Source organism: Patulibacter sp. SYSU D01012 (assembly GCF_017916475.1).
In the GTDB taxonomy this organism is placed as follows: Bacteria; Actinomycetota; Thermoleophilia; order Solirubrobacterales; family Solirubrobacteraceae; genus Patulibacter.
Genome location: NZ_JAFMTB010000001.1, coordinates 1,850,858 through 1,875,078, shown reverse-complemented (window position 1 = coordinate 1,875,078; position 24,221 = coordinate 1,850,858). Strand labels below are relative to the sequence as shown.

The window sequence follows — 24,221 nt, the reverse complement described above, 5'->3', positions numbered from 1 at the left end:
ACTACGCCAGGGCCGTCGTGACGGGGGCGGGACGGCGGCCGGCGAGCGCCGCGGCGGCCTCGACCTGCCGCAGGTACGGACCGAACTCGCTCGCGCGGAGCTGCTGCGGACCGTCGCAGACCGCGTTCTCGGGCTCGGGGTGCGTCTCGACGATGATGCCGTCGGCGCCGGCCGCGGCCGCGGCCATCGACAGGGGCAGCACCAGGTCGCGGCGACCTGCGGCGTGCGACGGGTCGACGACGACCGGCAGGTGCGTCAGCTCCTTCAGCACCGGGACGGCGGCGATGTCGAGCGTGAACCGCGTCGCCTGCTCGTACGTGCGGATGCCGCGCTCGCAGAGGATCACGTTGGGGTTGCCCTCCTTCAGGACGTACTCCGCCGCCATCAGCAGCTCCTCGAGCGTCGCGGACAGCCCGCGCTTGATCAGGGTCGCCACGCCGCTCTTGCCGATCTCGGTCAGCAGCGGGTAGTTCTGCATGTTGCGCGCGCCGACCTGGATGACGTCGGCGACCTCGCAGACCGCCTCGACGTCCCGCACGTCCATCAGCTCGGTGACGATCGGCAGGCCCGTCTCCTCCTTGGCCTGCCGCAGGATCTCCAGGCCCTCCTGGCCCAGCCCCTGGAAGCTGTACGGCGACGAGCGCGGCTTGTACGCGCCGCCGCGGAAGAACTGCACGTCCAGGTCGCGCATGAGCCGGGCCGTGCCGACCGTCTGGTCGTACGACTCGACGGTGCACGGGCCGGCGATCGTCGCGAACGCCCCGCCGCCGATGCGGCGGCCGGCGATCTCCAGCGTCGACTCCGCGCCGTGCGTGATCTCGCGCGTCGCGAGCTTGTACGGCTTGCTGATCGGCACCAGGCGGTCGACGCCCGGCTCGGCGGCGAGCTCCTGCAGCCGCTCGCGGCCGGTCGGGTCGACGCCGATGGCGCCGACGAGCGTCACCTGCTCGCCGACGGACACGTGGGGCCGCGCCCCGACCTCCTCGACGCGGGAGACGACCGCGCGGATCTCCTCCTCGGTCGCGCCCTGCTTCATCACGATCATCATCTGGTGGCTCCTCCGGGACGACCGCGGCGCGCTCCTGCGCCACGTCGTCCGCCTGCAACGGTTCGTACGGACAGCGCCGTCCCGACGGCGGGGTGGGGTCGTCCGGCACCCGATCGCGCCACCCCCGCGGGAGAGGGGGTGAGCGCCGCGCGCCCGGGGCGGGCGAGCAGCGACCGAGTGCCTAGCGAAATCGCCAGGGACGCCACGCGAAGCCGTCCGCGAAGGAGGCGTCGGGGCGCAGGGCGACGACCGCGGGATACCCGGCTGCATACGGCAGGGATCGGGGGGCGGTCGTCGGCATCGAACGCGGCAAGCCTAGCGCACGCACCCGCGGACGTCGGCTCGTCGCGCGGGCGCGCCGGACGAACGGGCGTACGCGGCGTGCGGCCGGCGGCGCGTGGCGCGCCGCCGCTAGCCTGCGGGCGTGCGCCTGCTGGTCGTGGAGGACGAGGCGAAGCTCGCCGCGCTCATGGCCCGCGGCCTGCGCGAGTCGGGCCACGCCGTGGACGTGGCCGACACCGGCGAGGAGGCGCTCTGGCGGGCGGCCTCCACCGGCTACGACGTCGTCCTGCTCGACGTCGGCCTGCCCGGCATCGACGGCTTCGAGACCTGCCGTCTGCTGCGCGCCGACGGCGTGACCGTCCCGGTGCTGATGCTGACCGCGCGCGGCGCCGTCGACGACCGCATCGCCGGACTGGACGCCGGCGCGGACGACTACCTGGCCAAGCCGTTCGACTTCGGCGAGCTCGAGGCCCGACTGCGCGCCCTCGCGCGGCGCCCGCCCGTGGCCGCCGCGCCCGTGCTGACCGCCGGGCCCCTGCGGCTGGACCCGGCGGCCCGACGCGCGTGGCACGGCGACGCGGAGCTCGAGCTGTCGCCGAAGGAGTTCATGCTGCTCGAGACGCTCCTGCGCCGCCAGGGCGAGGCCGTCGACCGCCTGGCGCTGCTCGAGGCGGCGTGGGACGACGCCTACGACGCGCGCTCGAACGTCGTCGACGTCTACGTCGGCTACCTGCGGGCGAAGGTCGACCGCCCGTTCGGCACCGCCCTGATCGCGACGGTCCGCGGCGTCGGCTACCGCCTGGAGGCCCCGTGAGCCGGCTGTCCCTGCGCCTGCGGATCGTCGTCGCGTCGACGCTCGCGATGGCGCTCGTGCTCGCGGCGCTCGGGGCCTTCGTCCGCGCGCGGACGGCGGACGGGCTCGACGCCGCGCTGGACCGCGCACTCGACGCCCGCATCGCCGACGTCGCCGCGGCCGTCGCGGGCGGGGGCACGCCGGCGCTCGGGCCTGCCGACGAGGACGCCGTCGTGGTCCAGATCCTCGCGCCCGACGGACGCGTGGTCGCGGCGAGCGGCGGCCTGGCCGCCGCCCCGCTCCTGGGTGCTGCCGACCGCGCTCGCGCCGCCGAAGACGACGTCCTCCTCCCCCGCGTCGACGTCGCCGTCACGGACGACGGCGACGCCGAGGCGTTCCCCGCCCGGCTGGCGGCGCGGGCCGCGGACGACGACGCCGCCGGCTCGCCCGTCGTGGTCGCCGCGATCGGGACGGAGGACCGCGACGCGACGCTGCGCACGTTGGACACGGCGCTGCTCGTCGGCCTGCCCGCCGCGCTCGCGCTCGCGGCGCTGCTGAGCTGGGCCCTGGCCGCCGCCGCGCTGCGGCCGGTCGAGGCGATGCGGCGGCGCGCCGCGGCGATCGACGCGCCGTCCGACGAGCGCCTGCCGGTGCCGGCCGCGCGCGACGAGATCGGCCGCCTGGGCCGGACGCTCAACGCGATGCTCGACCGCCAGGCCGCCGGCTTCCGGCGCGAGCGCGCCTTCGCCGCGGACGCGAGCCACGAACTGCGCACGCCGCTCTCCGTCCTGCGCGCCGAGCTCGACCTGGCCGGCCGCGGCGAGCGCTCCGCGGACGAGCTGCGCGCCGCCCTGGCGTCGGCGTCCGAGGAGACCCGCCGCCTGGAGCGCCTGGCCGACGACCTGCTCGCCCTCGCCCGCGCCGACGCCGCCCCGCGCGCCCACGCCGCCGTGCCCGTGCGGCCGCTGCTCGAGGCCGTCCGCGACCGCTGCGCCGCGGCGTACGCCGACGCCGACCGGTCGCTCGACGTGGCCGACGACGCGGACGGCGGCGCGGTGACCGGCGACCGCGACGACCTGGAGCGCGCCCTCGGCGGCCTCGTCGACAACGCGCTGCGCCACGGCGACGGCCCGACCGAGATCACGGCCCGCCGGAGCCCCGACGGCGACGTGACGCTCCACGTGCTCGACCGCGGGCCGGGCGTGCCCGACGCCCTGCGCCCGCACGTCTTCGAGCGCTTCGTCACCGGGGCCGCCGAGCGGCGGCAGCGCCGCGGCACCGGCCTGGGCCTGGCGATCGTCGCCCAGATCGCCGCCGCCCACGGCGGGCGGGCCGGGATCGACGCCCGACCCGGCGGCGGCGCCGACGCGTGGATCGCGCTCTCATCGAACTCTCATGGGGCGCCCCCTAGCGTGGTTCCCCGATGAGCACCCCGAACGAGGAGCGCACCCGCATGACCCTCCCCCGCACCCTCCTGACCACCGGCGCCGTCGCCGGCGTCCTCGCCACCACCGCCTTCGCCGCCGGCCCGGCGCTCGCCGCCGGCGACGACGGCCTGACCCACGCGCAGGCGACGAAGGCCCGCGACGCCGCGACGAAGCGCGTCTCCGGCCGCGTCGTCTCGATCGACCGCGACGCCGACGACGGCGCGACGGGCTACGACGTGACGGTCCTGGCCCGCAACGGCCGCGCCCGCGAGGTGCGCCTGGACGACCGCTTCCGCGTCGTCCGCACGAGCGCCGAGGACGCCGACGGGCTGACGTACGCCCGCCTGGGCAAGGCGACGAGCGCCGCCACGAAGCGCGTGAAGGGCATCGTCACCGGCGTCGACCTCGAGGACGAGGGCCGTGCCCGGTACGAGGTCGAAGTCCTGCCGTCCCGCGGGGCCGAGCGCGTCGTGCGCCTGTCGTCCGACTTCCGCGTGCTGAGCGTGGGCGCGGGCGACGACGACGGCGACGACCGCGACGACGACTGACCCGCCGCCGCGCGGCGCCCGGGGCCGCCGGGCGCCACGGTCGCGCGTCAGGCGGCGTCCGCCACCGGCCCGCGCAGCAGCTGCGCCCGGAGCGCCGCCGTCGCGTGGCGCCGCTCGGCCAGCTCGTCCACCGCGAGCTCGTCGCCGTCGTCCGCGAAGTCGTCGTAGCCGGGACGCGCCCAGCGCTCCAGGTCCTCGCCGCGCGCGATCGCCCGCACCGCGCGGTCGCGCACGTCCGGGTCCACCGCCCCCGCGTCGAGCTGCAGCGCCGCCAGGGCGATCCAGAACGAGGCGGCCAGGGCCGGCGAGCCCGCCACCTCGTCCGCGTAGTCCTGCACGAGCAGCCGCGTCGCGACGGCGGGCGAGGCCCCGGCGCTCAGCTCGGCCTCCCAGTCCGCGCGCACGTCCGCGGCCAGGTCGTCGTCGAAGATGCCGGCTTCCCAGGCGTCCATGGCCCGACGGTAGACCCGGCCGGGCGCGGCGGTGCGAACGTGCTGTTACCGCCGCGGCCCGTCCGCGCCGCAGGCCGGACGGGCGCCGCGGCGCGGGATCAGGCCAGCGCGCGGCCCAGGGCGGCGAGGAACCGCCCGTTCTCCTCGGGCGTGCCGTACGTGACGCGCAGGGCGCCCTCGCGGCCGAGCGCGCCGCCCGACCGCACGAGCACGCGCTCCTCGCGCAGCGCCGCGATCACGCGCTGCTCCGCGGCGCCGGCGTCGCCGTCCGCCGCCGGCAGGTCGAACCAGACGAAGTTCGCCTCGGACGCCGCCGGCTCGATGCCCAGGGCGCGCAGGCCGGCGGCCACGGCGGCGCGGCTCTCGCGCGCCTGCGCGATGCGGGCGGCGGTCGCGCCGGGGTGGCGCAGCGCCTCCGTCGCGGCGGCGGCCGCGGCCACGTTGAGCGAGAACGGCTGGCGGACGCGCGACACGGCGCCGACGAGCTCGGGCGTCGAGCACAGCCCGTAGCCGACGCGCAGCCCCGCGAGCCCGTAGAGCTTGGAGAACGTGCGCAGGATGACGAGGTGCGGGTGCTCCTCGAGCAGCGCGACCGACTCCTCGGGGCGGTACGCCTCGGCGAACTCGACGTACGCCTCGTCGAGCAGGACCACGACGTCCTCGGGCACGCGGCGCACGAACGCGCGTAGCGCGTCCAGCCCGACGGCCGTCGACGTGGGGTTGTTCGGGTTGCAGACGATGACCAGGCGGGTGCGCTCGGTGATCGCGTCCGCGATGGCGTCCAGGTCGTGGCGGTGGTCCGCGTCGAGCGGCACCCGGACGGCGGTCGCGCCGGTCGCAGCCTCGAGGTGCGGGTAGACCGAGAACGACGGCCAGGCGTGGACGAGCTCGGTGCCCTCCTCGAGCAGCGCCTCGCCGAGGGCCAGCAGCAGGTCGCAGGAGCCGTTGCCGACGGCGATCCGCTCCGCCTCGACGCCCGTGTGCTCCGCCAGCGCCTCGCGCAGCGGCAGGTACGACGGGTCGGGGTAGCGGTTCGTCGCCACGAGCGCGGCGGACGCGGCCTGCACGACCTCGGGCAGCGGCGGGTCGGGGCACTCGTTCGAGGCCAGGAGCGCCACCCCGTCGGGCAGGCTGTAGCCGCCGGCCGCCGGGTAGTAGGGGATCTTCTCGGCGGTCCGCGTCAGCTTCAGGGGCACGACGCCAATCGTGCCACTCCGCCGCGCCGGGCGGCGTGCCGCCGGGGCGCTACTGGGCGCTCGCCAGGTCCTTGCGCAGCGCGGTGGCGCGGCCCAGGTACACGTGCTGGGCGCGGTGGTCGTCCGCCGCGGCGTAGTAGTGCGCCATCACGCGGATGATCTTCGGCAGCGCGCCCGGCACGTCGATCTCGACGGCGCACATGAGCGGCACCTGGTCGAAGCCCATCTGCCGCGCCGCGGCGGCCGGGAACGCGGCCTTCAGGTCGGGCGTCGCGGTGAAGATGCAGGACACGACGTCCTCGGGCCGCAGGGCGTTGCGCCGCAGCAGCTCGTGCATCAGCTCGGTCGTCCGGGCGAGGATCTCGTCGGCGTCGTCGGCCTCGACGGAGATCGCGCCGCGCAGTGCGTGCAGCCGCATCGGCCGCATGATCGCAGCGCGCCCCCGCCCGCGCCGTGCGGCCGGGCCGGGGCGGCGGAGCGCCGCGCCCGCTCGGGGCTCAGCCGCGCCGGCCGGGGCGGCGCACCGGCTTCGGCGCGTCGCGCAGCGCCTGCACCTCGCGCGCGTCGAGCGCCCGCCACTCCCCCTCGCGCAGCCGGCCGACGTCGAGCGGCCCCAGCCGGACGCGGCGCAGCGCCTCGACGGGGTGGCCGACGGCCTCGCACATCCGGCGCACCTGGCGCTTGCGGCCCTCGCGCAGCGTCAGGCGCAGCGTGTGCGGGTTGATCCGCTCGACCGTCGCCGGCAGCGTGCGGCCGTCGTCGAGCTCGACCCCGTCGCGCAGCTGCCGCAGCGCCGCGTCGTCGACGGCGCCGGCGACCCGGGCCAGGTAGACCTTCGGCACCTCGTAGCGCGGGTGCGTCAGCAGGTCGGCGAGCTCGCCGTCGTCCGTCAGCAGGATGAGCCCGGTCGTGTCGGCGTCCAGGCGCCCCACGGGGTACAGGCGCCGGGTGCCGGCGGGCACGAGGTCCACGACCGTGGGCCGGCCGTGGGTGTCCTGCGCCGTCGAGACGACGCCCGCCGGCTTGTTCACGGCGAAGACGACGGTCACGCGCACCGGGGCGACCGGCGAGCCGTCGACGCGGACGTCGTCGTCCTCCCCCACGTCCGTCGCGGGATCGCGCACCACGGTCCCGCCGACCGTCACGCGCCCGGCGGCGATGATCGCCTCGGACGCGCGGCGCGACGCCACGCCGGCGTGAGCCAGGTACTTCTGCAGCCGCACCTCAGGCCTCCGGGCGGTCGGCCGCCCACACGACCGCGGCGGGCAGGCCCTCGAGCAGCGGGTCCTCGCCGTCGTGTGCCGGCTCGCGCAGCGCCGCGGGCACCAGCCCGGCGGCGACGAAGCGCTCCACGTAGGCGCCGAGCGGGTGCGCCCACTCGGGCACCTGCACCCGGATGCCGTCCGCGGTGGTCGTCCACGCGCGGGCGTGCAGCACGTCGGTCGCGACCGGGTGCGGGTTGGAGACCACGAGCCGGCCGCCCGGGCGCACCAGGCGCGCGAGCTCGGCGATGCCGTCGAGCGTCGGCAGGTGCGAGAGCGTGAGGGCGCAGACGACGACGTCGGCGCTCGCGTCCGCCAGCGGCAGCGCCCGCAGGTCCGCCTCGACCCACTCCAGCTCGGGCGCCCGCGTGCGCGCGACGTCGAGCATCGCCCGCGACGCGTCGACGCCGGTCACCGCGTGCCCCTGCTCCGCCAGCCACGTGGCGTGCCGTCCCGTGCCGGTGCCGACGTCGACCGCCACCCCGGCGGGCCGCCCGGCCAGCAGCTCCCGCACGACGGGCTCCTCGGCCCGGATCGTGGGGTTGCGCCGCTGGTCGTAGGACGTCGCCCACGCGGCGTACCCCTCCTGCACGCCGACCTCGGGCAGCTGCCGCGACGCCGCCTCGCCGGGATCGCCGAGCAGCTCGGCGATCGCCGTGCGGTGGCGGTGCACGCCGAGCGCGTCCCCGCGGACGCCCGCGCGCAGGAGCGCGAGCCCCTGCAGGCCGATCTGGTGGTCCCGCTCGTCCATCGCGGACGGAGGATGCCACGCGCCCCCGCGCCGCCTCGCTCCGCCCCCCCCCGGGGCGCCCGCCGCGCACGGGCTTCCCAGGATCGCCACCGGTCGGTCACACCGCGGTCACGTGTGACGCCCGTACACGGTGCCAACGTGGCCCGTCGCGTGCCAACCGAGCGGTTGCACGCCTCTGTCCCCTCCCTCCCCGAAGGACCGACCGTGCCCCACGAGCACGCGCCCCGGCGCGCCTCCCTGCGTCCCTCGTCCCCGCGCCCCCGGCGCCTGACCGCGACCGCCGTCGCCGCCGCAGGCCTCCTGGCCTCTGGACTGCTCGCGGCCCCGGCCTCCGCCGTCCCCCAGCCGGGCGACGCGAGCCAGGTCTCGAGCTTCACCCTCGCCGTCCTGCCCGACACGCAGTTCTACTCCCGCTACGCGACGCCCGAGACCGGCAACCAGTTCGCGAAGTTCGGCTCCAACCCGTTCGCGTCCCAGACGACCTGGCTGACCGACAACGCGAAGGAGCTCGGCATCCCGTTCGTCGCGCACCTCGGCGACGTCGTCGACCAGGTCGGCAAGCCGCAGCAGTGGACGGTCGCCGACCAGGCGATGAAGCCGCTCGAGGCCGCCGGCCTGCCGTACTCGATCCTCGCCGGCAACCACGACGTGCTCGACAGCAGCACGTCGAAGTACGACGACCAGTACGACCTGGCCAAGGAGCCGTACCTGGGGACGTTCCCGGCGTCCCGCGCCGCGGCCCAGACCGCGACGTTCGGCGGCGCCGACAAGACCGGCTTCAACACCTGGCACACGTTCGCGGCCGAGGGCCGCCGGTTCCTCGTGCTGGCCCTGTCCTGGAACGCCTCGGACGCCACGCTCGCGTGGGCCAACCAGGTCATCGCGGACCATCCGACGCTGCCGGTCATCCTGACCACGCACTCGCTGATCGCCATCGAGGCCGACGCCGAGACGCCGCTGGAGACGAGCTACGGCCTGCGGCTCTGGGACAAGCTGATCCGCAAGAACGACCAGATCTTCCTGACGTTCAACGGCCACTCCCACGGCGCCACGCGCCTGACGAAGAAGAACGACTTCGGGCACGACGTGCACGAGGTCCTGCTCGACTACCAGATGGCCTACCAGGGCGGCAACGGCTACCTGGGCCTGTACGAGTTCGACTTCACGAACAAGCGCATCAACGCCGAGGGCCTCTCGCCCTGGGTGGTCACGAAGCCGAAGGAGCTGCTCACGCCCTTCGACCAGGCGGTCCTGAAGGGCAAGCACCAGCAGTACGACATCCCGATCGACTTCGACGAGCGCTTCCGGGGCTTCAACCCCGACTTCGGCGCGACCGGCGCGCAGCCGACCCACGGATCGCGGACCGAGCGCGCGAAGCAGCTCGTCCTCGACGGGTACACCGAGCCGGACGCCGTCGCCCCCGCGAAGGCGCAGAGCACCGAGGACTACCCGAAGGTGCCCGGCACCGTGGCGCACTGGCGCCCCGGCGCGGCGCAGACCCGCGCCGACGGCGTCCTGCGCGAGGGCGGCGTGGTGCCGGACGTCGCCCACGGCGACGACCTGCACCGCGTCTCCATCGTCGGCTCCGGCTCGAAGACCGCGGAGGTCGGCGACGTCACGATCGAGCGCGACGACCTGCCCGGGTTCTCCTCCGACGACGCCGCCGTCTGCTTCGAGAACAGCGACAGCCGCACCGGCCGGTTCAGCTACCTGTCGACCGGCAAGGGCGCCGCCGTCAACGACGCGAAGCTCGACGACGGCTACACGATCGAGACGTTCGTGAAGCTGGACCAGGGTTGGACCGCCGAGGCCAACCAGTGGAGCAAGGCGCTCGTCCGCTCCGGCAAGCGCGCCGACATCCCCGGCACCCCGTACGACCGCTGGGCGTGGACCGTCTCGCCGACCGTCCTGGGCATCTCCAACCTGCGCGAGTTCCAGTACTCGACGCTGCCCGGCGACGCCACGAAGGGCGACCGCGTCGCCTGGTCGGGCGAGATCATGCCGGGCACCTGGTCGCACGTCGCGATCGTCAACGACGGCACGAGCATCACCATGTCCGTCGACGGCGCGCCCGTGCTGCGCAACGCGACGGACGCGAAGGGCATGAGCGCGAACGCCGGGATGGCCTGGCTGCTCGGCGCCGACTGGGACGACGATACGGCCACGAACGGCTGGAACGGCTGCATCGGCGAGACCCGCATCGTCGACCACGCGATCCCGTCGTCCGAGTGGCTGACGGCCCGCGTCCTGGCGCCGCCGACGACCGAGCCGGGCGGCCCCGCCCGCCCCGCGCCGGGCGCGCCGCAGCCGCCGGTCGCCACGCCCGCCGTGCCGTCGATCCCGCCGGCCGCGACGACGATCGCGGCCGTGCCGGGCGCCGGCCCGCGCGTCGTCGGCGCCGTCCGCGTCGGCCGCACCCTGCGCGCCGAGGCCGGCCGCTGGTCCGCCACGGGCGCGAGCTTCGCGTACCAGTGGCTGCGTGACGGCCGCCCCATCGCGGGCGCGACCGGCGCGACGTACCGCGTGCGCGCCACCGACGTCGGGCACCGCCTGACGGTGCGCGTGACGGCGGCCCACGGCGCCGCGCGCGGCGCGGCCGTCGCGACCGCCACCCGGCGGATCGCCCGCGTCGCCCCGACGGTCGCGGTGCGCGCCCGCGCCGCGTCGGGCGGCCGCGCGACGGTCACGGTCCGCGTGCGCGCCACCGGCGCCGGCCGGGTCGCCGGCCGCGTGGCCGTGACGGTCGACGGCCGCACCGTGCGCCGCTCCGTCGCTGTGCGCGGCGGCGTCGCCACGGTCCGCCTGACCGGCCTGCGCGCCGGCCGGCACCGCGTCGTGGCTCGCTACCGCGGCACGCAGGCGGTCGCGCCGGCCGCCGCGAAGGCCACGCTCCGCGCCCGCTGAGCCGAGCGTCCGCCGCCGTCCCGCCGCGCCCCGAGCGCGGCGGGACGGCGGGTGCGCGTGAGACGCCGCACACGCCGCCGTCCGCCGCCGGGCGCCGTCCGCCACCTGTCACCATCAAGGGGTGGACCTCTCCCTGCTCCGCAGCACGCTCGAGGAGCTCGGCCAGCCGCGCTTCCGCTTCGACCAGATCTGGAAGTGGACCGCCGGCGGCGCCGCGGGCTACCACGAGATGTCGAACCTGCCCGCCGCGCTGCGCGACGAGCTGACCGCGCGCGTCCCGTTCTCGACGCTGTCCGAGCTGCGCCGCGCGTCCTCGTCGGACGGCACGGACAAGCTGCTGCTGCAGACCGCGGACGGCCGCCCCATCGAGACCGTCCTCATGCGCTACAAAGACGGGCGCCGCTCGATCTGCGTCTCGTCCCAGTCGGGCTGCCCGCTGACCTGCACGTTCTGCGCGACCGGCCAGATGAAGTTCGGCCGCAACCTGACGGCGTGGGAGATCCTCGACCAGGCGCTCGCGCTGCGCCGGCTCGACGCTCTCGACCACTGCGTCTTCATGGGCATGGGCGAGCCGATGATGAACCTCGACAACGTGCTCGAGGTCTGCCGCCGCCTGCCCGACCTGGGCATCACGAACCGCCGCACGGGCATCTCGACCGTCGGCTGGGTGCCGGGCATCGACAAGCTCACCGAGAGCGACGTCCCCGTCCGTCTGGCCTGGTCGCTCCACGCGCCCGAGGACGCGCTGCGCAGCGAGATCATGCCGGTCAACGAGCGCTACTCGCTCGACGAGGTCAAGGCCGCCTGCGACCGCTTCTACGAGCGGCGCCGCAAGATGATCTTCGTCGAGTACGTGATGCTCGGCGGCGTCAACGACTCCGTCGCGCAGGCCAAGCAGCTCGCCGACCTGCTCGAGCCCTGGCGCTACAAGATCAACCTCATCCCGTACAACCCGACGGACTCGATGTACGACTCGAGCTCGCAGGGCGCGATGGAGGCGTTCCGCCAGACGCTCGAGGACGAGGGCTACAACGCCACGATCCGCCTGATCCGCGGGCGCGACATCGACGCGGCCTGCGGCCAGCTGGCCGCGAAGGCCGCGAACCCGAAGCTGAAGCAGCGCGTCGGCGTCTGAGCCGGCGGCCGGGGCGCGCGCCCCGGCGTCCGGCTCAGCGGGCTTTCTTGACGGCGACGATGCCGGTGGCGGTCGAGACCTTCCCGCCCTTGTCGCGAACGTCGAGGGTGATGCGCACGGCGCCGCCGCGGCGCTGCAGGACGGTGACCTGGGAGCCGCGAAGGCGGACCTTGGCGGTCTGGGCGCGGCCCCGGCCGATCTGGCGGCTGGCCGTGCCGAGGCGCTTGCGGTTGCGGGTGATGGTCAGGGCGGCGGTGCAGCGGACGTTGGTCTCGCTCGAGCAGCGGACCGGGACGCGGAGGATGCCGTCGGTGCCGATGCGGACCTTCGCGACATCGACGGTCAGGCGGGGGGAGCTGGTGCCCTGGACGCCGAGGGCGGTCAGCTCGCCGTCGCGGCGGACGATCTCGCAGTCGGCGGCGACCTGCTCGTCGCGCCGGGCGACGACCGTGTCGGTGCCGGTGCCGCAGCTCGCGCGGCTGCCGGTGGCGCCGAGGTCCTCGTCGGCGGCGGGGATGCGCGGCAGGTCGATGCGGTCGTTGCCCGCGCCGCCGTAGAAGGCGACCGACAGGCCGCCGGCCGCCGACAGCCGGTCGGCGCGCGTGCCGCCGATGACGCGTTCGACATCGCCGCGGATCTCGTCGTTCTCCCCCGCCTGGCCGCTGCGGCGGCCGCCGCCGACGACCACCCGCAGCCCCGCGGTCCGGGCGGCGTAGGTCACGGTGTCTTGGCCCTCGCCGCCCGCGAGGGTGTCGGCGCCCTGGCCACCGTCGAGCGTGTCGCTGCCCGCGCCGCCGTCGAGGACGTCCGCGCCGGCGGAGCCGACGAGGGTGTCGTCACCGCCGGAGCCCTGCAGCGTGACCGGCAGCGGCCCGGCGGACAGGCGATCGTCGCCCTGCGAGCCGACCACGGTCTCCACGTCGCCGGCGACGTCGTCGCCTTCGGCGACCATCCCGTCGTTGGTCAGCCCGTCGAGCGTGACGCTCACGCCCTGCGGCGAGCCGTCGTAGGTGACGGTGTCGAGACCCGCGCCACCCGAGAGCGCGTCCCCGCCCAGGCCGCCCTCGAGTGTGTCGTTCCCCGCGCCGCCGTCCAGCACGTCCGCGCCGCCGGCGCCGCTGAGCACGTCGTTGCCGTCCCCGCCGCGCAGCACGCCCGGTTGGTCGTCGCCCTCCAGGCGATCGTTGCCGGCGCCGCCGTCGAGCAGGTCGCCGCCGAGCGTGGACTGCAGCAGGTCGTCGCCGTCGCCGCCGGCGAGCTGGTCGTAGCCGCCTCCGCCGTCCAGGTCGTCGTTGCCGGCGCCGCCGTCGACGGAGTCCGAGCCCTCGTCGCCGGTGACGCGGTCGGTGCCCTCGCCCGCGCTGATCCGGTCGTCGCCATCCCCGCCAGTGACCTGGTCGTCGCCAGCGCCGCCGTCGATGCGATCCGCGCCGGCGCCGCCGTCGAGCTGGTCGCCGCCGTCACCACCAAGGATCCGGTCGTCGCCGAGGTCCCCGTCGACGGTGTCGGTGCCCGCCCCCGCGTCGACCTGATCGTTGCCGACCCCGGCGGCGATCGTGTCGTCACCCGCGCCGCCGACGATGACGTCGTCGCCGGCGCCGCCGTCGACCGTGTCGTTTCCGGCCCCGGCGTCGATGCGGTCATCACCCGAGCCGGTGGACACGCTGTCGTTGCCCTCCCCCGCACGAACCTCGACCGGCACCCCGACCTCGCCGACCGTCACCGCGTCGTCCAGGTCACCGGTCTCGATCACCACGCGGGTGATGCCGGCGCGGTCGCAGCTCGCCACCCCCTCCTGGTCAGGGTCCTCGCAGCCCGCTCCGAGGACGCGCGGCGCGCCGGCGCCGTCCGAGATCTCCAGGCGGCCATTCGGCGCGACGTCGACGTCGACGCGGTTCGCCTCTCCGGGGTCGGCGGTGATCGTCAGGCTGCCCGCGCCCGCGCCCGCAGTCCAGGCGCTGGCTGTCGAAGGGGCGGCGAGCGCGGCGACAGAAACGGCGGCGGCTAGCAGGTGGGAAGCACGGGGGGTCATGGGGACTCCTGGTGGTGGGACGTAACCGGGCGTGCGTAGGGCATCGGCGCCCGTGGTCAGGGGAGCAGAAGTGGCGCGACCGTCACCGGGTCTTCCCAGCGCATGGGTTCCAGACGAGGCATGACCGTCTTCAGCGCGGCGATCGCGCGCTCGTCGAAGAGCAGCTGCTGCGGCGTGCCGTCGTCCCCGTAGAGCCGCACGACCGCCGGCCGCACGGCCGCGTCCGGGTCCGGGTCGGGCGACGCGTCGGAGCGCAGGCCGGCTCGGCCGGCCACCGTCAGCAGGCCGTGCGTGGTGACGGGCCGCCCCCGGCTCAGGATCGTCACGTCCGCGAGACCGACCCCGGCGTCCAGGCCGGCGTCACGCAGCGCACCGAGGAACCGCTCGTCCCCCAACCAGACGAACATCGTCCAATTGACGAGCGGGCCGAACCGCGTCGACCCGCCCTCCTGCACCAGCCGTTCCGCCGGCACGGGCGCCATACCCGCCCCCGCCAAGATGAAGCGGTCGAGCGCGCCGTTGGCGCGACGCTCGAGCTCATCGACCCGCGCGAGCGCAGGCCTGTACCCCGGATCCGCCTCGGCCATCACCGCGTCGATCCGCTCGAACCCCACCGACCCCTGCTCCCGCATCCCGAGGAGCTTGTCTTCCGCAGGACTGTCCGGGTGCGCGATGTCGTACTCGAGCCCGAGGGCGGCCAAGCGCTCACGCTGCGCGTACAGACGATCAGCCAGCTTCAGCTTCGCATCCTCGATCAGCAGGTAGAACGGCGTCGGTCGCCCCTCGGCGGGCGCGAGGTTCCCGTACGGCCCCCGCAGAAACGGCAGGTCATACCACGCTGTATCGCTCATATACCTGGGCTCGACTCGACGCGCTGGGAAGGATCTCCGAGAGTCGCACTGTGCTTCTCGTTGAGCGTCACGTCGCAACTAAAGCTCGGACGGATGTGCTTCTGAAGCTTGAACATGTAGTTGATCGCGGTGACTCGGTCCTCCGAGGTGAGGCGACCTCGCCTGCGCAACCACGCTCTCCACTCCCTGTTGTACGCTTCCGACATTCCCTGGTGGTCGGCACCGAACCAGCACATGTACCAGGGCTCGTCGATGGCTATGCCCGCGGCACGGAAGTTCTCTCGAAACTGCTGTGGAAACAGATGATGCGCCTGGGCCCTCTCCGGGACTCCGCCGTTACCGGGCTTGAGCTTCGTCCACCAGCAGAGGTTCCACCGGCGCTTGTCTGAACTAGGCGGCAGAGCACTCTTACGCGTGGCGTCGGCGAAGTCGCAACCGTACAGACGGTCCCTCGGATCCCGCTCCGGACGGACGGCGGCATTGTGGGCGATGAACATGTGGATCACGGCGTCCATCGCGGGCCCCACCGCCTCAAGAACGGCCGTGGCATAGACCCCACACCCTTTCCCGCCGTGGGTATCCATCTTGTACTGCTCCGCATACGCCCTGAGTTGACGCAGCGCTACCCGGGCGTTGGCGATGGCCCGCTGCGTCTTCGCGACGTCGTCGTTGGGGTCCCCCCGTTCCGGGTCGAGTGTGAGGCCGGTGTAATAAGACGCGACGTCGATGTGTTCCCAGGTGCGGCTCGCCGAGATGACGAGGTTGTCCTGCTGCCTACTCGCGCAGGCGGTGACGTCCGGGTCGATCAACGGGTCGAGGACCGACGCGATGAAGTTTGCGCGGTCGATAACCCGCGCAGCCTTCGCCGCGATCCGGGCTAGCTTTTCGACGGCCGCCGGCTTCTTGCCGATGCCCAACATCTGCTCGTTCTGCTCCAACGCACCCCCGAGACGCTCCAGGCGGAGGTCGTCGTAGACCTCCTCGGCGGTAACACCTCTGCCGCCGAAGATGATGGGCCGAAGCTCGGTCTCGCTGAAGTTGCCGTAGCGGCCGCCCGTCTTGTCGGGGTCGCGTAGGTCTCCGCGCGCACGGTCGAGCTGCACGAGGACGACCTGTCGGTCGCGGTCGATGCCGCCTCGCGGCTTGAACGTCAAGACTCGCGTCCGCGATCCGAAGAAGCGGCGCTCTCGAGGCGAAGCGGGCTGCGCTTCACTCAGGCGCGCGGTCGCAAAGCGCGGAGTTGCCGCACGGCTGCCACCGTCGGGTGCCGGGTAGTACCTGATCACGTACTCACGCAGGCCGGAGTCACGATCGCGCGCGACGCCATACACAAGGCGCACGGTACCGTCGCGCCGGATCGTCAGGCGCCCGGGTCGCCCGTCCGTCTTCGGATCGGTGCGGTCGATCTTCAGCCATCCGCCCTGGTCGGCCACACGAGAGAGGCGGGCGTTACCGGCACGATCGGTGGACCGCACGTACAGACGGTAGGTGCCGTCACGTTCGAGTTGCCCGAGGTCGGCGGCGACGTTCGTCGTGAGACTGCGGCACCCGCCGGTGCAATCTGGCTCCGCCTTACCGAGGAGGATCTTGCGGCCACCTGTCTGGCGCTCGGCGAGCACCTCGACCTTCGCGACGCCTGAGCGCTCGTCGCGAACACGAACCCGAGCGTTGACCGGCTTGCGCAGATTCGTCCAGTCGCGCGCCACGTCGGCGAGCTCGCCGCCAAGCGTGGCGGCACCGGGCTTCTGGACGTCGCGGCGGACAGTGAAGCTCTGGGAGCGCTCGTTGCCGGCGTAGTCGGTGGCGGCCACCACGTACGTGCGGTCGCTCCCGGTCTGGCTGCCAGCAGGGTCCACCGCGTCGGTACCTGCGGTGACCGGGCAGACCAGCCCGGCGCGGCCCGGGGTGGTGTGGTCGGGGTCGCAGGCAACGGTCTGCGTCTTGAGCGTGCGCCCACCGGTGCCCGCGGTGCCCGCGCGGACCTGCACGCGGATCCGCTGGATGCCGGAGCTGGGATCCGCTGCGGTGATCTGCAGCCGCTGGGTGCGGCGCTTGTTCACCCACCCGTCGTCGATCGCCGGCGACGCGTCGACCGCCAGCGCGGGCTGGTCGGGATCGTCGAGCGTCAGGCGCGCCGAGCCCAGACGCCCAAACGTCGGGGTGCCCGCCGCGATCGTCGGACAGCGGAAGGGGCCGGGCTCACCCTGCGGCGCGCTGCCGCAGACGGTGAACATCCACAGCTCCGCCGACGTGCCGCCGCCCGGCACCGTCTGCGTGTAGGGGCCGCGGCTGTAGGTGGTGTTCGCGTCCTCCTCGTCGAAGTCCGGGCCGAGGTCGACGTCCTGGTGACCACCCGGCCCGGCGAGCCGCAGCCGCAGGTACTGCCCGTCGTTGGCGTTGCGGTACCGCACGTCGTCAAACCGCGCGGCGGTGATCCGCGATGCGCCGGGGACCGCCCAGCGGAGGATCAGGCCCGGCCCACCGGTCTGGCTGGCGGGGTCGCCGTTGTCGTAGACCCGGCCGCCGAGCGGCGCGATCGCCAGCCCGCGACCGATCTGCGCCGGCGCGCCGCCCAGGTAGGTGCGGTAGAACGGCAGCGGCTGGCCGCTGCCGGGCACCGACTCCTCCGCCACCCAGTTCTCGTAGCCCGTGCGACTGCTGGCCTGCCAGTCGTACTCCGCCGCCCACGGCCGCGCACCCGCCACCTGCGGGACCGCCAGCACGCCGATCATCCCGAGCGCTAGGGCGCCGGCTCGGACCCGGCGGTTCACCCCGCGGCTCCTGGACACCGGTTCCGCGGCGGCGCATCGCACCCTCGAACTGCTGTCGGGCTCTACGCGCCCACCGTGAACGACGGCCGCGACGGGCAGTGCACGGCGAGAGGCCACGCGTACTCCTGGGGACGGGGGACAACCATCACGCGCACACGCAGCGGCGCGAGGACCGGAAGTCAAGCGCACGGACGTGTACGACGCACGTGGTCTTCCCCATCGGGCCGACGGGGTGCCGCCCGACCGCCCGCGTCCCAGTGCGCATCGCGACCGAGCCCGATCCTCACGGCGGGCCGCGACGCACCGGCTAGGGTCGGACGCATGGCCCAGCGTCTGACCGGCACGACCGCCCTCGTCACGGGAGCCAGCTCCGGCATCGGGGAGGCCGCCGCCCTGGCGCTGGCCGCCGAGGGCGCGCGCGTCAGCCTGGTGGCGCGCCGCCGCGACCGGCTCGAGGCGCTCGCGGAGCGGATCCGGGCGGCCGGCGGGGCCGCGCTCGTGGTCGAGGCCGACATCACCGACCGCGCCGCCGCGACCGAGGCGGTCGAGCGGACGGTGCGCGAGCTCGGGCGCCTGGACACCGTCGTCAACAACGCGGGCGTCATGCTCATCGGCCGCGCCGAGGAGGCGCCCGTCGAGGAGTGGGACCGGATGATCGCCCTCAACGTGCAGGGCCTGATGTACGTCTCGCACGCGGCCCTCCCGCACCTGCTGCGCGCCGCGGCCGGCGACCCGCGCGGCGTCGCCGACCTCGTCAACATCTCCTCCGTCGCTGGGCGCAAGACGGGCGCCGGGGCCGCGGTCTACAACGCGACGAAGTTCGGCGTCGGCGCCTTCTCGGACGCCCTGCGGCAGGAGGTCACCGAGCGCCACGTCCGCGTGTCGCTCGTCGAGCCCGGCGCGGTCGAGACCGAGCTGCAGAGCCACAACCGCCCCGAGATCCAGGAGCAGATGCGGGCCGGCGACGCCGGGATGGAGCCGCTGCGGCCCGACGACATCGCCGACGCCATCGCCTACGTCGTCACGCGGCCGCGGCACGTGGCGGTGAACGAGATCCTCGTCCGCCCGACCGAGCAGCCGTAGCGGCGGACGGCCCCCGGCCGTCCGCCGCCCGCACACCCGGGCCGGTCGGCGGATCCTCGCGCGCCGGCCGGCTCAGTCGGCCGCCCCGGCCCGCGCCCGGCGGCGCGTCGCGGTGGCCGCGGAGCCCCGGCGGCGCGGCAGGCCGAACGCCCGCTCGCCGAGCAGCGTCACCGCGGCCGGCAGCGCCACCCCGCGCACCAGGGTCGCGTCGAGCAGCACCGCCGCCGCCAGCCCGACGCCCAGCTGCTTCATCTCGACGAGCCGGAGCAGGGCGAAGATCGCGAACACGGCCACCATCACGACGGCCGCGCTCGTCACGGTGCCGGCCGTGGCGCGCACCCCGTCCGCCGCGGCCTCGCGCGGCGCCAGGCCCCGCAGGCGCGCCTCGCGGATCCGCTCGAGCACCAGGACGCTGTAGTCCATCGACAGGCCGAAGAGGATCACGAACGCCAGCAGCGGCATCCACGCGACGATCGCGCCGCTCGACGTGAAGCCGAGCAGGCCCTCCGCCCACGTGTGCTGGAAGACGAGCACCAGCACGCCGTAGCTCGCGCCGACCGACAGCAGGTTGAGGGCGATGACCGTCGCCGCCAGCCGCACGGAGCGGAAGGCCGCGAACAGCAGGACGAACGCCAGGCCCAGGACGAAGCCGACGACGAGCGGCAGCTTGGCGCCGAGCGCGTCGGCGAAGTCGACCCCGTAGGCGCCGCCGCCCGTCACCTCGGCGTGGGCGCCGGGGACCAGGCGACCCGCGGCGGGCGCGACGTCGCCCCGGAGCGCCTCGATGGTCCGGCGGGTGCCCTCCTCGTCGGTCTGCGGCCGCGGCACGGCGACGAGCGCGGTCCGTCCGTCGCGGGCCACGGCGACGTCGATCGCGCCGCGACCGCCCGTCACCGCGCGGGCCCGGGCGCCGAGGGCCCGGAGCCCCGCCCGGTGGCCGTCCAGGCCCCGCCCGTGGACGACGACGCTCACGCTGTCCGGCGCCCCCGGGAACGCGGCCTCGACCGCGGCGACCGAGCGGCGCAGCGGGGTGTCGGGCGGCAGCGAGTCGACGCCCGCGTCGCCGGTCCGCATGCCGAGCGCCGGGACGGCGAGCGCCACGAGCAGCGCCCCGACGATCAGCAGCGCCGCCGCGGGGCGCCGCGTGACGCCCGCGGCCAGACCACCCCAGAGCCCGCCGGCGCCGGCCCGACGACGGGGCCGGAGCACCCGCGGCAGGCGCCCGCGGTCGACGCGGTCGCCGAGCAGCACCAGCACCGCCGGCAGCACCGTCAGCGACCCGAGCAGCGCGATGAGGACGACGACGATCGTGCCGGCCGCCATCGACGTGAAGTCCGGGATGCCGGTCAGCAGCAGGCCCGCCAGGGCGACCACGACGGTCAGGCCCGAGACGAGGATCGCCCGGCCGACGGACGCGGACGCGGCCCGCAGCGCCGCGTCCGGGCCGTGGCCGCGCCGCCGCTCCTCCCGCTCGCGCCGCACGTAGAAGAGCGAGTAGTCCACGCCGACCGCCAGGCCGATCAGGACGACGAGGGAGCCCGTCGAGTCCCCGTTCGGCACGAGCTGCGAGACGACCCCGAGCGCCCCCATCGCCGCGGCGACGGCGGTGATGCCGAGCAGCAGCGGGACGGACGCCGCCACGAGCGCCCCGAAGGCGATGACGAGGACGAGCAGCGTGACGGGGAGCGAGAGCAGCTCGGCGCGGCGCAGGTCCTCGGCGACGATGTCGTCGGTCGCGCGGCTCATGCTGCCGTCGCCGACCTGGTCCAGGCGGACGCCGGGCGCCGCCTTCCCGACCGCGGCGACCGCGTCCAGCACCGGGCCGACGTGGTCGCCGGCGTCGTCGGGATCGCCGCGCAGCGTCAAGCGCACGAGCGCGGTCCGGCCGCCGTCGCGGCGCAGCTGCGCTCCCTGCGGGCCGCGCGGCCCCTGGACGGCCGCGACCTGCGGCACGCGGCGCAGCCGGGCGACGAGCCGGTCGGCGGTCCGGGCCGTCGCGGCGGCGGTGGCGGAGCGCACGAGGACGACCTCGGACGCCGGGGCCCGCAGGCCCGCGGCGTCCAGGCGCGCGTCCGCGCGGCCGGACTCGCCGATCCCCTGCTCGGCGTCGGTCAGGCCGCGGGTGCCGGTCAGGCCGCCGGCCAGCGTGCACAGGACGACGAAGAGGAGCCACAGGGCGATCGTCGTGCGGGGGCGCCTTCGGGCGGGTCCGGCGGCGCGGAGGACGAGGCGCGCCAGGCCGGTGGGCGGGCGCTCCGGCGGTTGGGCGGCGGCCGGATCGGCGGCGGCAGGTGACGGTGTTCCAGGCATGCCCGCAGCCTCCTCGCCGGGGGCCGCCGCGTCGCTGGGGAGGTGCCCCGGATCGTCCCGCGGCGGACCCCCGGTCCGCCCGGGGGCTACCCCCACCCCCGCACGGCCTCCCGCGCCACGGCCCGGCCAGCGGCGGACCGCTCCAGGACACCCGGTCCCGGTCCGGACCGCCCGGCGGCGACGGCTCGCGCCGGTGCGCCGCGGCGTCCTCGGATGGCACTCCGCCGTCCGCCCCACCCGGCCGTCGGGTCCGCGGCGACGGACGACGCCGTGGCGCCTTGCCGCTCGCCGCGCGCCGGGACGCGCTGATAGCGTCGCGCCGCGTGAGCGCCCCCGCCGCGGCCCCGCCGCCCCCGTCCCCCGGCGACGCCCCGGGAGCCGGCGTCGTCGTCTCCGACCTCGTCAAGCGCTACGGCGACGTCGAGGCCGTCGCCGGCCTGAGCTTCTCCGTCGCGCCGGGCGAGGTGTTCGGCCTGCTCGGCCACAACGGCGCAGGCAAGACCACGACGATCCGCATGCTGACCGGGCGCACGCCGCCCACGTCCGGCACCGCGGTCGTCGGCGGCCACGACGTCGTCGCGGAGCGCGAGGCCGCCCGCGGGCTGCTGAACCTCGTCTTCGAGGACCAGAACCTCTACGAGCGCCTGACGGGCCGCGACAACCTGAAGCTCTTCGCCGAGCTGTACGGCGCGCCCGCCGACCGCACGGACGAGCTGCTCGAGCGCGTCGGCATCGCCCACGCCGCCAAGCGCAAGGTCAAGACGTACTCGACGGGCATGAAGCAGCGGCTGCTGCTCGCTCGCGGCCTGGTCAACGACCCGCAGGTGCTCTTCCTCGACGAGCCCACCCGCGGGCTGGACCCCGTGTCCGCCCGCAACCTGCGCGGCATCGTGCGCGAGCTGAGCGCGGCCGGCACGACCGTCGTGCTGACCACGCACGACATGGTCGAGGCCGACGAGCTGTGCCACCGGGTCGCGTTCCTGGCCGAGGGCCGGATCATCGCGCTCGACACGCCGCGCGAGCTGAAGCTGTCCGTCGCCCCCGAGCGCGTCGCCGGCGCCGGTCCCGCCGGCCGCACCGCGCGCGTGCTGCTCGAGGACCGCACCGAGCACGTCGTCCGGCTCGACGACCCCGCGGACGACCGCCTGGCCGGCTGGCTGCGCGAGGGGCGCGTCCTGACCGTCCACTCCGACGAGCCGTCGCTCGCCGACGTCTTCGTCGCGCTCGCCGGGCGCGACCTGGACGCCGACCACCACGAGGAGGCCGAGCGATGAGCTGGCGCCGGATCTGGACGATCACCCGCAAGGACCTGGCGGACGCCATCCGCGACGGCCGCGTGCTGGCCGTCCTCATCATCCCGATCGCCCTGGGCGTCCTCTACTCGGCGATCTACCCCGAGAAGGAGCCGCGGCCGACCGCCGACGTCGTCGTCGTGGGCGCCTCGCCGGACGCCGCGCGCGTCGCGACGGAGCTGCCGCGCGACGTGCGGCGCTCGCTCGACGTCACCGTCACGCGCCAGGCCGACGAGGCGAAGGCGCGCGCCGCCGTGGCGGACGACGACGCCGACGTCGCGGTGGTCATCCCGGACGGGCTGCTGAGCGGCGCCCGGTCCGGGCGTGCGCCGCCGGTCCGGGCGTACGTGGCGCCCGACGCCTCCCCCACCACGAACGCCGTGGTCGACCTGGTGCCGTCCACGCTCTCGCGCCTGGCCGACCGGCCGCCCGCGATCACCGTGCAGGCAACGCCCGTCGAATCGACGTCTCCGACCGTGCTGGACGTCCTGGGCCTGCGCGACTATTTCGTCCTCGCCGCCGTCGTGATGCTGCTCGGCTTCGTGGGGATGATGGCGACGCCGATCATCCTGGCCGAGGAGCTCGAGAAGCGGACCGTCGAGGCGCTGCTGCTCGCCGCCCGCGGGTCCGAGGTGCTGACCGCGAAGGCCCTCGTCGGCCTGATCTACTCGTGCGTGGCCACCGCGATCACCGTGCTGCTCACGCGCGTCGACGTGGAGCGGCCGCCGCTCTTCGTGCTCGGCGTGCTCGGCACCGCGGTCTCGATCGTCGGCGTCGGCCTGTGCTTCGCCTACCTGTTCCGCAGCGCCGACAAGATCAACACGTGGGCGTGGGTGATCCTGATGCCGTTCCTGATCCCCGCGTTCCTCGCCGGGATGAACGGCCTGCCCGGCTGGGTCGATGTCGTCGTCCAGGCCACGCCGACGGGCCAGGGGATGCGCACCATCGTCGACGGCGCGCTGCCGCAGGACCTCTTCGGCGACCATCTGCTCGCCGTCGCCGTGTTCGCCGTCTGGGGCCTGGGCGGCCTGCTGCTGCTCGGCCGCGTGCTGCAGCGCCGCGGCAGCTGACCGGCCCCGCGGCGCCGGTCCCGCGCGCCGGGACCGGCACGCGGGTGCGGCGGGTCGTCGGGCGGGCCGGGTGCGGGCGGACCGCGGCCGTGCTCAGCCGCGGCCGTGCGGCTCGTCCCAGTCGATGACGGGCCCGAGCGGCACGATCCGCGTCGGGTTGATCGTCGGGTGGGTCGCGTAGTAGTGGGTCTTGATGTGGTCGAAGCTGACCGTGTCGGCGACGCCGGGCTGCTGGTACAGGTCGCGCGTGTAGGCCCACAGGTTGGGCAGGTCGACGATCCGCTTCAGGTTGCACTTGAAGTGGCCGACGTAGACGGGATCGAAGCGGACGAGCGTCATGAGCAGGCGCACGTCGGCCTCGGTGATGCGGTCGCCGGTCAGGTACCGCCGGTCGGCGAGCAGGCCCTCGAGCCACTCCAGGCTCTCGAAGAGCGCCGTGACGGCCTCCTCGTACGCCTCCTGGCTCGTGGCGAAGCCCGCGCGGTAGACGCCGTTGTTGACCGTGTCGTAGATCCGGTCGTTCAGGGCGTCGATCTCGTCCCGCAGGTCCTCGGGGTACAGGTCGAGGCCGGGGTTCGTCGCGACCGCGTCGAACTCCGCGTTCAGCATCCGGACGATCTCGGACGACTCGTTGTTGACGATGCGGTTCGTCTCCGTGTCCCAGAGCACCGGCACGGTGACGCGCCCGTCGAACTCCGGATCCGTCGCGACGTAGGCCTCCGACAGGTAGGACCAGCCGTGGAGCGGGTCGGCCTGACCGGCCGGCGTCACGCGGCCGGCCCGGAACGCCCAGCCGCGCTCGTCGCGCTCGGGGTCGACGACCGTCATGCCGATCGCGTCCTCCAAGCCCTTGAGCTTGCGCACCAGGACGGCGCGGGACGCCCACGGGCAGGCGAGCGACACGTACAGGTGGTACCGGCCGGCGACGGCGGGGAAGCCGCTGGAGCCGTCGGCGGTCACGCGGTCGCGGAAGGCGCTCGTCTGCCGCTGGAACTCGCCCTTCGCGCCCATCTC

The 24,221-nt window shown here is 75.1% G+C and carries 19 protein-coding genes; 8 read left to right on the top strand and 11 right to left on the bottom strand.

The window, feature by feature from the left end; all coding sequences use genetic code 11:
- Position 1: 1 nt before the first annotated feature.
- Positions 2-1,048: a 3-deoxy-7-phosphoheptulonate synthase gene (gene aroF / locus J3P29_RS08550; RefSeq protein ID WP_246851447.1), complete on the bottom strand. Its 1,047-nt coding sequence runs from the start codon at positions 1,046-1,048 to the stop codon at positions 2-4.
- 424 nt (positions 1,049-1,472) lie between these two features.
- Between aroF and J3P29_RS08545 the strand changes: the two genes are divergently transcribed.
- The 3 genes from J3P29_RS08545 to J3P29_RS08535 are packed head-to-tail and all read left to right on the top strand — an operon-like array spanning position 1,473 to position 4,098.
- The gene (locus J3P29_RS08545; protein WP_210492669.1) at positions 1,473-2,144 is read left to right on the top strand and encodes a response regulator transcription factor; all 672 of its coding nucleotides are present in this window, start codon (positions 1,473-1,475) and stop codon (positions 2,142-2,144) included.
- The gene (locus J3P29_RS08540; RefSeq protein WP_210492668.1) at positions 2,141-3,550 is read left to right on the top strand and encodes a HAMP domain-containing sensor histidine kinase; all 1,410 of its coding nucleotides are present in this window, start codon (positions 2,141-2,143) and stop codon (positions 3,548-3,550) included. The genes J3P29_RS08545 and J3P29_RS08540 overlap by 4 nt, the downstream gene beginning before the upstream one ends.
- Positions 3,547-4,098 carry a PepSY domain-containing protein gene (locus J3P29_RS08535; protein WP_210492666.1) on the top strand — a complete coding sequence of 184 codons (552 nt, stop codon included), beginning with the start codon at positions 3,547-3,549 and terminating at the stop codon, positions 4,096-4,098. The genes J3P29_RS08540 and J3P29_RS08535 overlap by 4 nt, the downstream gene beginning before the upstream one ends.
- 47 nt (positions 4,099-4,145) lie before the next feature.
- Here J3P29_RS08535 and J3P29_RS08530 read toward each other — a convergent pair whose 3' ends face one another.
- From J3P29_RS08530 to J3P29_RS08510, 5 genes are all read right to left on the bottom strand, one after another.
- Entirely contained in the window at positions 4,146-4,550 is a 405-nt protein-coding gene (locus J3P29_RS08530) for a hypothetical protein (protein ID WP_210492665.1), read from the bottom strand.
- 98 nt (positions 4,551-4,648) lie between these two features.
- The gene (gene hisC / locus J3P29_RS08525) at positions 4,649-5,746 is read right to left on the bottom strand and encodes a histidinol-phosphate transaminase (RefSeq protein ID WP_210492664.1); all 1,098 of its coding nucleotides are present in this window, start codon (positions 5,744-5,746) and stop codon (positions 4,649-4,651) included.
- Positions 5,747-5,795: 49 nt separating this feature from the next.
- Positions 5,796-6,164, bottom strand: a complete 369-nt coding sequence (gene aroH, locus J3P29_RS08520; protein WP_210492663.1) for a chorismate mutase — start codon at positions 6,162-6,164, stop codon at positions 5,796-5,798.
- Between the two features lie 79 nt (positions 6,165-6,243).
- The gene (locus tag J3P29_RS08515; protein WP_210492661.1) at positions 6,244-6,969 is read right to left on the bottom strand and encodes a pseudouridine synthase; all 726 of its coding nucleotides are present in this window, start codon (positions 6,967-6,969) and stop codon (positions 6,244-6,246) included.
- Position 6,970: 1 nt separating this feature from the next.
- Positions 6,971-7,759 carry a class I SAM-dependent methyltransferase gene (locus J3P29_RS08510; protein ID WP_210492660.1) on the bottom strand — a complete coding sequence of 263 codons (789 nt, stop codon included), beginning with the start codon at positions 7,757-7,759 and terminating at the stop codon, positions 6,971-6,973.
- A gap of 204 nt (positions 7,760-7,963) precedes the next feature.
- On the opposite strand from J3P29_RS08510, the gene J3P29_RS08505 reads away from it, so the two are divergent.
- Both J3P29_RS08505 and rlmN read left to right on the top strand, forming a co-directional pair.
- Complete coding sequence (locus J3P29_RS08505; RefSeq protein ID WP_210492659.1) at positions 7,964-10,663, top strand: Ig-like domain repeat protein; 2,700 nt, start codon at positions 7,964-7,966, stop codon at positions 10,661-10,663.
- Positions 10,664-10,784: 121 nt separating this feature from the next.
- Positions 10,785-11,798, top strand: coding sequence for a 23S rRNA (adenine(2503)-C(2))-methyltransferase RlmN (gene rlmN, locus J3P29_RS08500; protein WP_210492658.1), 1,014 nt, complete (start codon positions 10,785-10,787; stop codon positions 11,796-11,798).
- Positions 11,799-11,832: 34 nt separating this feature from the next.
- On the opposite strand, the gene J3P29_RS08495 is transcribed toward rlmN, so the two are convergent.
- Genes J3P29_RS08495 through J3P29_RS08485 form a run of 3 tightly spaced genes read right to left on the bottom strand, consistent with a single transcriptional unit; the run spans position 11,833 to position 17,413 of the window.
- Complete coding sequence (locus J3P29_RS08495) at positions 11,833-13,830, bottom strand: calcium-binding protein (protein WP_210492657.1); 1,998 nt, start codon at positions 13,828-13,830, stop codon at positions 11,833-11,835.
- 56 nt (positions 13,831-13,886) lie between these two features.
- On the bottom strand, positions 13,887-14,681 hold the full coding sequence (locus J3P29_RS08490) for a hypothetical protein (protein WP_210492656.1): 795 nt from the start codon (positions 14,679-14,681) through the stop codon (positions 13,887-13,889).
- Positions 14,678-17,413 (bottom strand): hypothetical protein, encoded by a 2,736-nt coding sequence (locus J3P29_RS08485; protein ID WP_210492655.1) that lies wholly within the window; start codon positions 17,411-17,413, stop codon positions 14,678-14,680. Before J3P29_RS08485 ends, J3P29_RS08490 begins: the two co-directional genes overlap by 4 nt.
- Positions 17,414-17,773: 360 nt before the next feature.
- On the opposite strand from J3P29_RS08485, the gene J3P29_RS08480 reads away from it, so the two are divergent.
- Positions 17,774-18,535: an SDR family NAD(P)-dependent oxidoreductase gene (locus J3P29_RS08480; protein ID WP_210492653.1), complete on the top strand. Its 762-nt coding sequence runs from the start codon at positions 17,774-17,776 to the stop codon at positions 18,533-18,535.
- Between the two features lie 72 nt (positions 18,536-18,607).
- On the opposite strand, the gene J3P29_RS08475 is transcribed toward J3P29_RS08480, so the two are convergent.
- The gene (locus J3P29_RS08475) at positions 18,608-20,845 is read right to left on the bottom strand and encodes an MMPL family transporter (protein ID WP_210492652.1); all 2,238 of its coding nucleotides are present in this window, start codon (positions 20,843-20,845) and stop codon (positions 18,608-18,610) included.
- Positions 20,846-21,168: 323 nt separating this feature from the next.
- Between J3P29_RS08475 and J3P29_RS08470 the strand changes: the two genes are divergently transcribed.
- Both J3P29_RS08470 and J3P29_RS08465 read left to right on the top strand, forming a co-directional pair.
- Positions 21,169-22,119: an ABC transporter ATP-binding protein gene (locus tag J3P29_RS08470; protein ID WP_210492651.1), complete on the top strand. Its 951-nt coding sequence runs from the start codon at positions 21,169-21,171 to the stop codon at positions 22,117-22,119.
- Positions 22,116-23,207: an ABC transporter permease gene (locus tag J3P29_RS08465; protein ID WP_210492649.1), complete on the top strand. Its 1,092-nt coding sequence runs from the start codon at positions 22,116-22,118 to the stop codon at positions 23,205-23,207. Before J3P29_RS08470 ends, J3P29_RS08465 begins: the two co-directional genes overlap by 4 nt.
- A gap of 93 nt (positions 23,208-23,300) precedes the next feature.
- Here J3P29_RS08465 and J3P29_RS08460 read toward each other — a convergent pair whose 3' ends face one another.
- On the bottom strand, positions 23,301-24,218 hold the full coding sequence (locus J3P29_RS08460) for a glutathione S-transferase family protein (RefSeq protein ID WP_210493032.1): 918 nt from the start codon (positions 24,216-24,218) through the stop codon (positions 23,301-23,303).
- Between the last annotated feature and the right edge of the window lie 3 nt (positions 24,219-24,221).